Source organism: Cerasicoccus frondis, assembly GCA_031296915.1.
Lineage (GTDB): Bacteria > Verrucomicrobiota > Verrucomicrobiia > Opitutales > Cerasicoccaceae > Cerasicoccus > Cerasicoccus frondis.
The window spans coordinates 144,942-156,626 of sequence record JAVDPC010000016.1; the positions used below are offsets into that span (position 1 = coordinate 144,942).

The following is an 11,685-nucleotide window of genomic DNA, read 5'->3' on the forward strand; positions in this document are numbered from 1 at the left end:
CTCCCTAGCGGAAGAGCATTAGGGGTATCTTACAGCGACGGATGAGGTCGGTGGTTGTGCTGCCAATCAGCAGTTCACGAATACGGCTGTGACCATAGGCGCCCATTAGCAGGAGGTCTATGTCGTTGCCTTCGACGAACTCCACAATCTCGTCCTCAACGTCGCCGGTAAGCAGTTGGCACGTTGCATGAATTTCAGTGTCTTCCAAACGGCTCTCCACCACGCGGAGCGCCCGGGCCAGGTGGTCATCGCCATGGCCATTGCTGACGGTGACAACGTCTAACTGGATGTCGTGCAAGGCCGGTTCGGCAATCAACCAGTCAATGGCTTTTTGGGCGCTGGCGCTGCCGTCATAGGCCAGCAATGCACGTTTGATGGTGCGAAATTCCCGATTGCAGATGAAGCAGGGTTGCCGTGCGGCGCGGACCACGCGCTCCAGGTTTCCGCCCAAGTGTTCCTTGGCTTGGGACATGCCCTCACCCCGTTTGCCCAGCACAATGATGCTGGCCGCGTCTTCTCCCGTTTCGAAATGATCCAGCGCATCGACCAGCAGCCCGGTTTCATGATTGAAGGCAAAGTCGGCAGCGTCCAGACCTGCGTCGATCAGCTCTCGAACCGCGGCTTGTTCCACCAGTTGGGCCTTATGCGTTTCCATTTCCTCGAGTGCGCCAGTCATTCCCTGATAGGGGGAGGCGCCGACGCTTCCGCCGAGATCCATGAGGAAGGGGAGCTCGAACTCCCAAAGGCTGGACACGTAAAGCGCATCCACACGGGCTTCGGTCAGCTGAGCCAACCAGCCCGAATAACGGCATACGACGCGGGCGTAGTCCGAGCCGTCAGTACAAGCGAGAATCTTTTTCATGGGGTTATCCTTTCGATGCATACACTGTATGCAGAAAAGCGAGGGATCACAAGCTGAACTCGCCGTAAATCAGTGAATTGCGCAATTTGCGCTAACTAGGGCTTGGCCGAGCCACTATCTGCGATTTCTTTCATTGCCGATGTTTCGCGGGGCAGTACGCGAGTTAATAATCGCAGGGAGTGCGGGCGCCCAATCGTGCGCAAGCAAAGGACTACGTGGGGGGCCCCGCCATCAGCGCCAGGGATAAGAAACTGATCAACATCGAGCGGTGTATTTCCCTGAAACACGATCGCATTGTCGTCCCACTCAACAATGGTGCGTTTACGGCTGGTTTCGATTTTTACAGGCTCTGATGCACTGAGATGCCAATAGAACGAGGTGCGGTCACGCTCCCCAAAGTCGTAGCGCACGGTGTCAATGATGCGGAACTCACCGCCCACCGTCCAAAATAGATCGCGATGCCAAAGGCTGAGTTCGAGGAAGTCATCTGATGCATCAATGCGTAAATTACCTCCTATCGCGTTGAGCTCGCGCACGATGAGCGTCGCGCGTCCTGGCTGGGGGGTGGCGTCGCCTACGCGCAACACATTGCCAGGTGGAATTTTTTGTGGAGTGCGCGTTTCGCTCTCGTCGGGTTGAGCATTGAGCGCAAAGGCTTTCGTTTCGCTGGCGTTCCGAATCAGCACTTGGTTGCCGTGCGCAGTCCAACTGACATGGCCTGCGTTTTCGCTGCTTTCGGGGGCATTGGTTATCGATCCTCGGGCAACGAGTCCGTCGGCTCCGGAGGCCCAACTGGAGCGCCAGAACATCACTGCAGCCTGAGGGTAGAGGCCAAATGTTGGAGGGGGGGAGTAAGCTTCGGCTAGCTCGACTGTTGCCAGAAGAGGCGTGGCTATCGGTTCAGGAGGAACATTATCCAGCCACCATTTAATATCTGGCGACGGGTAAAGCGCACTCTGGAGCATCAGCGAACCGGTGATCGCATCCAGAGCCGGATTATCAGGATCTATCTGCTGCCAAGGCTGCAGCTGGTGCATGTTCCATAATGGCAGAAATGCGAAAAATCGTTGGTCTCTCAGTCGCGAGTCACCGAGCAGCGCGGTTTGGTAAGCGGCCTGAATGAGCGGTCGGTTAATGCTTTGCCAACGCGTCATGGAGCCTGGTCGCTCGGCAAAACGGCCAGCAGTATTGATGGTTTCCAGGCACCAGGAAATCGCCTGCTCATAGTCTGGATCGCCGGGCTTCTGCCCTTCCTTCAGCGCCGCGCCCAGATACTGTCCACATAGCTCGCTGATTGCCACATTGTTTGCCCAGGCATCCTCCTCCGCCAGCAAAGTGGTGATTTTCTCTTTGAGGGCCGCAGTGGAAAGAGTTTCACCCTTTTCGCCCAAGAGCGTCATGGCTTGAGTCTCGTCTGATGGCTTGGGCTCGTAAGCAACGCGTGCTTCCATTGAAGCTTCCACAGCTGCTTCACGATCAATGTATTGTGCACGGATGGTTTTTCGCTGGCTTTCGGAGTCGGGGTACAGCGAAGCTCCGTCTCTGGGCTCGGAGCAGCCAGAAAGCCAAATCCCGGAGGTCAGGGCTAACAACGAAAACAGCCGTGTAGTGTGCACAGCTTCTATCCAAGCAAAATTTTTTGAAATGGCAATGCGTGAGGCGCGCCCCAAGTTTGATTTGGGACTTTTGCCTTAATTATTTCTCCCTTGTCCCTTCGGGACCTAGGTTGGTAGGGGCAAATCGTTCTACTTTCGCTGGTGAAATAAGTAATCCTGTGTTATTTTCCACACGAAAATAGGGTTATATACAAGGTAGCGACGGGCAAGGCGCCTAGGCTCAGTGATCAGCCGAAACAGCCACTCCAAGCCGGACCGTTGCATCCACCGGGGCGCTTGAGGCTTGCGACCGCTATGGAAATCAAATGCCGCGCCGACACCGAGCATCAGGTTGACATTGAGGCGGCTTAGCCAGACGTGCATGAACTTATCCTGTTTAGGCGTGCCCAGACCCACCCAGAAGAAATGCGGTTGCGCGGCGTCAACCTCACTTATCAGCTGCTGTTCTTCTTCCGGGGTGAGATCGCGAAATGGCGGCGTGTAAGTTCCGGCGACTTCCAGATCGGGAAACTGTGCCTTCAATCGGGCAGCCAAAGCTTCGGCTACCCCCTCTCCACCCCCGTAAAAATAATGCCGGAGCCCGGTATTGGCGGTTTGTTCACAAAGCGCCATGAGGACATCGGGGCCATAGACCCGACCAACGCTTTTTTCCGAGCGATGCTTCCCCAGCCAGACTAACGGCATGCCGTCTGGGCTGTTGATAAACGCCCCGTTGTAAATGTCCTGCAACGTCGCATCCCGCTGTGACTCCATTACCCCATGCACGCCACAGAAGCAGACATAGCCTTTGCCGCCGCTCTCCGCTCGCTGGCGAATTAGTCGGCAGGCTGTGGTGAGGTCGCAGGCGCTTACCTGGACGCCCAGCACGTCGTATCGCGTGAGCGGTTTTTCCATACACACTCAGTCATGTTGCATACCCCTTGGACTGCAAGTCGTCATATCCGATTGACCTGAGGGACAAGCCTTTCGGCTTCTGGGGGATTTTTAGCTTGAGACTGTTTTATCACGGCTAATAACTGGTACCTCGCCCTGCTTATGTCTGAAGCCACCATAGTCGACCTGACAACTTTGGCCTCCGCTCCCGACGGTTTGTCGGCGGATGCCGCGCGAGGCGCCGCCCTTAGCCTGGTTTCCGCAGAGATTCCAGCTGACCAAAAGGCCGCCCTCCTCACGACAATGAACGAACGTGGGGAAACCCCGGTCGAGCTCGCCGCCTTTGCGACAGCCTTTCGAGAAATGGCCCGCGATCCCGGACTGAAAGAGATTGCGGAGCGCGCGATCGACATTGTGGGCACTGGCGGGGACAAGTCCGGCAGTTTTAATATTTCCACGACATCGGCGTTCGTAGTCGCCGCCGCAGGGGTGCCCGTATTGAAGCACGGCAACCGATCCATTACCTCCAATTGTGGCGCTGCGGACTTGCTTGCGGCCTTGGGCGTGGACTTGGAGGCTTCGTTGCCCACCATCCGCCATTCGGTGGAGGAGCTTAATTTCGCGTTCTTTTTTGCCCCTGCTTTTCACCCCGCGTTTAAAGAGATCATGCCCGTGCGCAAGGCGCTGGCCGAGCAAGGTCGCCGCACGATCTTTAACCTGCTTGGGCCGCTGATTAACCCCGCGAAGCCTGCCTATCAATTGCTCGGCGTTTTCCCGGCACGCTGGGTGCAGCCTGTCGCCTATGCACTGGAAAGCGTGGGCCTGAAGAGCGGTCTCGTGGCTCATTGTGATCTGGGCGAAGGGCTTGGCATGGATGAGTTTTCCACTGCCGGGCTCAACTTGGGCGCGGGGGTGGGCCAACTCGGCGCTCAGGGCGAAAACGTGCTCTGGAATGCCAATCAACCACTCAACTTGGCGGAACTCGGACTGGAGCCTGGTTGTCTCAATGATCTGAAAGGCGGAGATCTCAATGAAAACCTACACATCCTCGACAAGCTGATGGCGGGCAAGGCGCCGAAAGGCCTGGAAGACACCGTGAGCCTCAATGCAGGCGCGGCGCTTTGGGTCGTCGGCCGTTGTGGCTCGCTCAAGGAAGGCGTTGGCGTAGCGAGGGAAATTTTAACGGGGGGCGCCCTGCGCCGCTGGCTCACTCAACTGAAGGAGTTTTACGCGGGATGAAACTCAAGTATTTTGGCACAGACGGTATTCGTGGACGCGTTGGCGGCGACTTGCTCAACCAAGAGTTCGTTCGCCGCGCGGGTTATGGCGTGGCCGCATTTTTGCGCAAGCACAACCAGGCCAAGCCGATTACTGTGGTCATCGGGCGCGACACCCGCGCGTCGGGGGAAGAGCTCGAAGCGCTGCTTTCGGAAGGTTTTTGCGCTGACCAGATTCATGTGATTCGACTCGGGGTCGTGCCCACGCCAGGCGTCGCGATGAGCCTGCGCGATTTGCATGCAGACATGGGCGTGGCGATCACCGCCTCCCATAATCCGGCTCAGGACAACGGGCTGAAGTTTTTTGATAACCGTGGGTTGAAATTCTCAACCAGCGCGGAAGCCGAGATCGAGCGTTTCATCGACAATGCGGAGATCAAACCGCCAGAGAAATGCTCGGTTTGCGGGCATGACTACGATGGCAGCGCATTTTACGTGAATGTATTGCGCTCGCTGATGCATCAGGGCTGCCTCAAAGGGTGGAAGGTCGTGATTGACACCGCCAATGGGGCGACAGCCGAAACCACCCCCAAGGTGTTTCGCCATTTCGGCGCCGAGGTCATTCAGATTGGCGCCGAGCCCAATGGCGAGAACATCAACGCCGAAGTGGGCAGCGAACATCCGGACCAGCTTGCAGCGGCAGTGCTCAAGCATGGCGCAAATTTCGGCATCGCGCATGATGGCGATGGCGACCGGCTGGTCGTGTGCGATGAGCTCGGGCGCATTGTCCATGGCGATCAATTACTGGGCGTGCTTGGCCTTTACGGACTCCAGACCGGGCGGCTTCGCAAGAAAACCGTCGTGGCCACCATCCAAAGCAACATGGGCCTTGACCGCGCCATCATCCAGGCAGGCGGCAAGGTGGAACGCGTCGACGTGGGCGATCGCAATGTCCTCCACCGGATGCTGGAACATGACTACAATTTTGGCGGTGAGTCCTCGGGGCACATTATTTTCCGCGACTACTCCGTGGCTGGCGATGGGCTGTTGGCGGCAATTCAGCTCGTCGCGCTGTTGCTCGAAACCAAGCGCCCGCTGTCCGAGCACGTCAATGCGGTGGAGCTGTTTCCGCAGGTGACGCAAAACCTTAAAGTTTCCGAAAAAATCCCGCTCGAAGATTGCCCGACGCTAAGCGCCTTGATCGCTGAGCTGGAAAATGAGCTGACGGGCAAAGGTCGCATTTTGGTGCGTTATTCTGGAACCGAGCCCAAGCTGCGCCTTTTGGCCGAGGCTGAAACGCAGAACCTGGCGACGGCCACTATTGGCCGACTCGTTACCGCCGCCCGGGCAGATCTGGATGTGGTGGTTTGAGGAAAAAGATTAAAGGAGAAAGCTAGCGAAGCGTGGGGCATCGGTTAGAGCACTTTTCATCTAGATAGGCCGATTCAGGTGGGGTAGAGATTGGATGCAGCGCAAGGCGGCTTTGATTGAGCGGGCTGGAAGCCCGTGATTGAAATGCCAACGCCGCGAACTTCCAATCTGGCCCCAAGCCTTAAACCGAGTGCTTTTCCGCGCCAGCGTTGTTGGCTTTTCGCTCACAGGCTTCCAGCCTGCGACGCTCAAGCCGCCTTGCTGAACACGAAAAATCACTGCGGCCTGATCGGCCAATCTAGATGAAAAGTGCTCTAGTGTGTTCGCGCCATCCTCAGCCTTGCCTCTCATTGACTCACTGTGCAAATATGCCAACCCAACGCGATGTTCGTGGAGGATGTGAGTCATGACTGATGCTAGGCAGGCTAAACCGCTTTCGCGCGCCCGGTGGGGCGCTGCGCTGGCCCTGTGGGCGATCAGTTGGCCGATGGGCTGGTTCTGGGGCGGTCAGTCGGGGCAATTGATCCCGGCGCTGTGGCCGAGCATCGTCGCGCTGGGCGTTGTTTACTTGACGCGCAATGCGCTGCTCGGGCTGGTTGCCGGCGCCGCTGGCGGGGCAATCATCCTCTGCGCAGGGCGACCTTGGGTCGCGTTTCTGTCGCTGATGGGCGACCATTTTGCGCCGCATTTTACCAGCGAATGGAAAATGAGCGCCGTCGCCTTTACGCTCTTACTCGGTGGCTTTGCCGCAGTGCTCGAGCGAAGTGGCGGACTGGAGTATTTTTTGCGGCGCTACCTTCTGCGGGGCGGCGAAAGCCCAACTCGCTTGCAGGCGGGCGCAGCAGGATTGGGGCTCGTGTGTTTTTTTGATGGGCTGGCCAATAGTGTGCTCGTGGGGCGCTTGGTCAGTCCAATGGCCGAGCGGCATGGAGTGTCCCGGGTGAAGCTGGCTTACCTTGCTGACTCGACAAGCTCGGCGGTTGCCTGCGTGGCGTTTCTATCGACCTGGATTGCCTACCAGCTGTCGATGATCCGCGACGGCTTTGCGCTGATCGGCGAGGAAACCAATCCCTACGCATGGTTTCTGCGCTCGCTGCCGTACAACTACTACTGCTGGTTTACGCTGCTGATGGTGGCGCTGGTTATCTGGCGCAATTTCAACCCCGGGCCTATGGGCGATTTCGAACGTGAGGCGCGCCAAAAGCTTGGCTTGGGCAAAGCGCAGTCGATCGAATCAACTGCAACCTCAGGCGGTTTGGCCCTCTGCGTAATTGCCTTGCTGACGCTGCTCCTGACCTTACTGATCGGTCTGTATGCCTTTGGCGTGCCGAGCGCATTGGGCGAGGATGCGGCTTACTTTCCGTTGACCGCCGATAAGCTGACCGCTGCTTTTGGGAGCAATGCGGGGGCGTTCGTTCTCGTATTTGGCGGCGTTGTGGCGTCGGTCGTTGCGTTGATTTTATTCCCGCTCAGTGGGCGGCGCTATGCCGAAGGCGGGCAGGCTTATGGCGCGGGTGTGAAGCACCTGATGGCGCCGGTATTGATCCTGGTGGGCGCCTGGATGCTTAGCTCGACGTTGGCCGCTTTGGATACCGGCAAGCAACTGGGCGACCTCGTTGGGGCTTGGGCGCCGCTGTCGCTGTTGCCCGTCATCATCTTTATTTTCGGGGCGGTGATTTCATTTTCCACCGGCACCTCCTGGGGCACGATGGGCATCCTGATGCCGCTCGCGATACCGCTCATCGCGAACCATCCGGAAGCGAGTTCCGCCGTGCTAGCGCCGTTCTACGCGGCGGCGGTGGGTGCGGTGTTCAGCGGTGCGGTGTTTGGGGACCACTGTTCGCCGATCAGCGACACGACTCTGGTCAGCGCGATTACCTGTGACGTGACCCCGCACGACCATGTGCGCACGCAGTTGCCATTTGCGCTGATGTCGGCCGTGGCGGCGGCGTTGTTGGGCTTTGTGCCAGTGGGGCTGGGCGCTTCGCCGTGGATCGGTCTGCTGTTGGGGGGAGGCGCCTTGATTGCGGCGACGTTGCTCTTAGGCCCAAAGGCCAACTGAACGCTGGTCGCGCCTGCGAATTCCTTTAAGCTTTTCCCGTAAGCAGAAAGCCTTATAAGAATTGCACCATGGCAGCTAACTCCACCGGCAGCAGACTGAAGCTACTCCTCTGCCTGCTCCCCATTCCGATATTCTGGATAATCTTTTCGGAAGCGCCTTTTGCTCAGGATTTTTCCAAGCCGCTGCTTAACTTGGCAATGGACTGGCGTTTTCGCGTTCGAGGGCCATTGGAAGTGCCAGAGGTGAAAATTGTTTATGCGGACGTCGACGCGCGTGCGATCACTGAGCTCAAAGAGCGTCCATGGCCCCGGGAACAAATGGCGCAAATTGCGCAGATCCTGTTCGAATTTGGCAGCGCGAAAGCCGTGGGTTATGATTTCGTTTTTTCCATGAATACTCCTTCAGAGTTAGTGGATAAGACTAAGTTTCAAGAGAACGATTACTATTTCGGAAAATTCTTCAATGAGTATCCAGGTGTGGTGTTGGCTTGTAATTACACCGGTGTGAAGCTGCCTAAAACATTTAAGGAACTGGATATTAATGAGGCGCGTGAATATGTTAGGCAGCCCTATAGTATAATTCCTTTGGAGTATTTATATGATGACGATAAGATCAATTACGATCACACTCCTGAAAATACATTTCCAGAAATGCCGAGCTTCCCGATTTGGCGATTTAACCGTGGATCAGATGGGATAGGGCTTATTGCCGTTGAGCAAAGCTTGAGCGCAGGACCAGTGCCGCGATACGTGCCTATTTACACAAAATCCAATGGCCCATATTATACGCTAAACTTGCTGAAAGGCTTCGAAGTGCTGATGGATCTCAAGATGAATGAAGAGATCCAGCTCATGCCCAAAGAAGATTTCATGATGTATAAAGAATTTGTCCAGTTGCCTGCGATCAAGGAACTGCCAGACGAAGATACAGTAATGATTTACAGTAAGGAAGGTTCTCCTATTGGTGCATACTCTTACCTTACGGAGCAGACCTTTTACCACTTCTCAGTCGAGTTGGCTTTGAAATATTTGGATCTAACCCAAGATAATCTGGAGATCACGGACGACGCTCTAAACATTTATAACCAAGACGGCAGCTTGTTTCGAAAGATACCCATGATTCTCGGGCAAGTTACGGAAATCAATTGGTTTTCTGCTTGGAAAGACCATGAACTCAATCCACGCGCGAGCGTCGACGAGATTTTCGTGCATGCCAATAATTTGCTTTACGATCCCGATGCGCCCAATGCCAGCAAAGTTGATGTAACAGCGGAAGAGCTGGAACAGCTCAAGGCAGACGCCCGAAAATTTTTCCAGAAATTTAAAGACGCCATCGTGTTGATTGGGCCTGTCGATCCAATTTTACAAGACTTGGCGCCGACGCCCTTCGATTCAACGCCTGAGCCAAAAGTTGCCGTGCATGGCAATATGTTGAAAACTATCTTTTCCGGGAAATTTATCCTACGCCTTGATTGGTGGATGCACGCCATCCTCACGCTGATCCTGACTTACATTGTCGCGGCGCTGGGGACCTATACTGGAAAGAACAGCGCTTGGGTGAAGCTGAGCGCGGGAGCGGTTTTGATTGGCTATGTTGCGTTAGTTTTCGGTTCCTTCAGTGCGTTTCATTTGGTCATTCCGTTTATTGCGCCGGTTGCTTCGGCGATCACCACGACATTGGCTGGCGCGGTTTATCAGCTCGTGGTCGAGGAGAAACAACGCGGCCGCATCAAGGGGATGTTTGGCGCATACCTGTCACGTGATTTGGTGGATAATATGGTGGAGTCCGGCGAGGAGCCACAACTTGGTGGTGAGGAAGTTGAGATCACCGCGTTCTTCTCGGACATTCAGGGCTTCTCCACGTTTTCGGAGCTGTTGCCTGCAGATCGCCTGGTGACGCTGATGAATGAATACCTGACGGCGATGACCGACATTTTGCAGGAGGAACGTGGCACACTCGATAAGTACATTGGCGACGCCATGGTTGCGATGTTCAATGCGCCCATCCATGTGGAGAATCATGCTTTGCGCGGTTGCATGGCGGCGGCGCGCATCCAAAAGCGTCAACTGGATCTTCGCGAAAAGTGGGCGAGTGAAGGCGATGACTGGCCTGAAATTGTTTCCAAGATGCAGACGCGCATCGGCCTCAATACGGGCCTCGCAGTCGTGGGCAACATGGGTTCGGAGTCACGCTTTAACTACACCATGATGGGCGACACTGTGAACCTTGCCGCGCGCAGTGAGTCCGGTGCGAAATCTTATGGCGTCTACATCATGGTCACGGGTGAAACGCGGCAGGCTTGCATGGCGGTCAGTGAGGCTTGTGTCTTCCGTTATCTGGATAAGATCCTCGTCAAAGGTCGGAGCAAACCTGCTGAAATGTATGAGCTTGTCTGCCTTCTCGAGGACCTCGACTACGAGACCGAACGTTGTCTGGAAATTTACCAAAAGGGCATTGACCGCTACCTTGAACAGGACTTCAACGGCGCTATCGAATTCTTCGAACAATCCGTGGAGCTCGAGCCCAACCGCTCAGATAAAAACCCCGAAGCGCCCACCACCCCAAGCGATGTGCTCCTGGCCCGCTGCCTCTACTACCTCGAAGAACCTCCCGGCGAAAAATGGGATGGCGTTTTCGTGATGAAGACGAAGTAGGGGTGTGTCTGTTAAAGTGAGCAAATTAAAAATTAAAGTGTAGGTTGGCTCGCGAAGAACGCTGAATCGCGCTAGGTAGTGTTTTCAAATTAAGCTAGCATCCATACTTTGATCGCGGCGAGCCTTGTAAAAGCGAGGTAGGTTTTTGCAGATTTATCATATCTGGTGGCGAGTCTTCTGGAGTTTTTGAGTTTTGCCATGAGGTTCTCGATGCGGTGTCTTTCTTTGTAAATGTGCTTGTCGAAGGGGGGCTTTTGTGAGCGATTAGGGTTGGGTTTAATGACGGCGATGGCTCCGCGTTGCTTCACACTCAAACGGATGTCATCGCTGTCATATCCCGCATCGGCCAGCAGGTATTCAAAGGGTTTGCGACATTGGTTGATTAGTCCGTCTGCCTGAGTCGCTTCGCCTCGTTGTCCGGCTGTAGCAATAACGGCCAGTGGATAGCCGAGCGAGTCGCACAGCCAGTGTAACTTGGTGCTCAAGCCTCCTCTGGAGCGGCCTAGCGCCTGCGCATCTTGCTCGTGGCGGGCGCAGTTGGCATGTTGATGCGCACGCACGATTGTGCCATCGACCATCACAAACTCGGTGTCTGCTTGATCGTGAAAACTGGCCAGAATGCGCTTCCACAAACCTTGCTGATTCCAACGGCGAAAGCGCGAATAGACGCTCTGCCAAGGTGGAAAACAATCGGGTAAATCACGCCAAGGCGAACCCGTGCGCAAAATCCAAAATATTGCCTCCACAAACAGGCGATCCCGCCGTCGCTTACGGCCTGCATTGCGCTGCTTGGTACTGCTGCCAATCAGCCGATGTTCATTAATTTTTTTAGGGCTGCCCAAGCCTCATCGGTTAACGTCGGACGATAGCGTTGCTTCACCCCTCAATAATCTAAATATATCATTATCAGTCAACAGTTTACGGCGATAAAATCGATTCTTTTGAAAACACTACCTAGTGTGGTGTCAGCGAAGTTTATCTCAAAATAAGCTGTACTTTTTCGGAGAGCCCATTCATGCTCTTTTGCATG

The 11,685-nt window shown here is 55.4% G+C and carries 8 protein-coding genes; 4 read left to right on the forward strand and 4 right to left on the reverse strand.

Annotated features, from left to right (window positions below; all coding sequences use genetic code 11):
- Positions 1 to 4: 4 nt before the first annotated feature.
- From RBB63_RS13440 to RBB63_RS13450, 3 genes are all read right to left on the reverse strand, one after another.
- Positions 5 to 862 (reverse strand): universal stress protein, encoded by an 858-nt coding sequence (locus tag RBB63_RS13440; RefSeq protein ID WP_309385086.1) that lies wholly within the window; start codon positions 860 to 862, stop codon positions 5 to 7.
- 95 nt (positions 863 to 957) lie between these two features.
- Complete coding sequence (locus RBB63_RS13445) at positions 958 to 2,478, reverse strand: hypothetical protein (RefSeq protein ID WP_309385088.1); 1,521 nt, start codon at positions 2,476 to 2,478, stop codon at positions 958 to 960.
- A 129-nt stretch (positions 2,479 to 2,607) separates the two neighbouring features.
- A complete protein-coding gene (locus tag RBB63_RS13450) occupies positions 2,608 to 3,372 on the reverse strand; it encodes a WecB/TagA/CpsF family glycosyltransferase (RefSeq protein ID WP_309385090.1) in 765 nt (254 codons plus the stop codon).
- A gap of 141 nt (positions 3,373 to 3,513) precedes the next feature.
- Here RBB63_RS13450 and trpD point away from each other — a divergent pair, with 141 nt between their 5' ends.
- The 4 genes from trpD (at position 3,514) to RBB63_RS13470 (ending at position 10,655) form a co-directional block, all read left to right on the forward strand.
- The gene (gene trpD / locus RBB63_RS13455) at positions 3,514 to 4,590 is read left to right on the forward strand and encodes an anthranilate phosphoribosyltransferase (RefSeq protein ID WP_309385093.1); all 1,077 of its coding nucleotides are present in this window, start codon (positions 3,514 to 3,516) and stop codon (positions 4,588 to 4,590) included.
- Positions 4,587 to 5,939: a phosphoglucosamine mutase gene (gene glmM / locus RBB63_RS13460; protein ID WP_309385095.1), complete on the forward strand. Its 1,353-nt coding sequence runs from the start codon at positions 4,587 to 4,589 to the stop codon at positions 5,937 to 5,939. Before trpD ends, glmM begins: the two co-directional genes overlap by 4 nt.
- Positions 5,940 to 6,345: 406 nt before the next feature.
- Positions 6,346 to 8,001 (forward strand): Na+/H+ antiporter NhaC family protein, encoded by a 1,656-nt coding sequence (locus RBB63_RS13465; RefSeq protein WP_309385098.1) that lies wholly within the window; start codon positions 6,346 to 6,348, stop codon positions 7,999 to 8,001.
- Positions 8,002 to 8,069: 68 nt separating this feature from the next.
- Positions 8,070 to 10,655, forward strand: coding sequence for a CHASE2 domain-containing protein (locus RBB63_RS13470; protein WP_309385100.1), 2,586 nt, complete (start codon positions 8,070 to 8,072; stop codon positions 10,653 to 10,655).
- Positions 10,656 to 10,744: 89 nt separating this feature from the next.
- Here the strand turns inward: RBB63_RS13470 and RBB63_RS13475 are convergent, their stop codons facing one another.
- A complete protein-coding gene (locus RBB63_RS13475; protein ID WP_309385102.1) occupies positions 10,745 to 11,497 on the reverse strand; it encodes an IS5 family transposase in 753 nt (250 codons plus the stop codon).
- Between the last annotated feature and the right edge of the window lie 188 nt (positions 11,498 to 11,685).

What these genes read in the sequence shown, in the direction of transcription:
- RBB63_RS13440 (WP_309385086.1), bottom strand. Translation starts at nt 862, where the DNA reads ATGAAAAAGATTCTCGCTTGTACTGACGGCTCGGACTACGCCCGCGTC.
- RBB63_RS13450 (WP_309385090.1), bottom strand. Translation starts at nt 3,372, where the DNA reads ATGGAAAAACCGCTCACGCGATACGACGTGCTGGGCGTCCAGGTAAGC.
- trpD (WP_309385093.1), top strand. Translation starts at nt 3,514, where the DNA reads ATGTCTGAAGCCACCATAGTCGACCTGACAACTTTGGCCTCCGCTCCC.
- glmM (WP_309385095.1), top strand. Translation starts at nt 4,587, where the DNA reads ATGAAACTCAAGTATTTTGGCACAGACGGTATTCGTGGACGCGTTGGC.
- RBB63_RS13465 (WP_309385098.1), top strand. Translation starts at nt 6,346, where the DNA reads ATGACTGATGCTAGGCAGGCTAAACCGCTTTCGCGCGCCCGGTGGGGC.
- RBB63_RS13470 (WP_309385100.1), top strand. Translation starts at nt 8,070, where the DNA reads ATGGCAGCTAACTCCACCGGCAGCAGACTGAAGCTACTCCTCTGCCTG.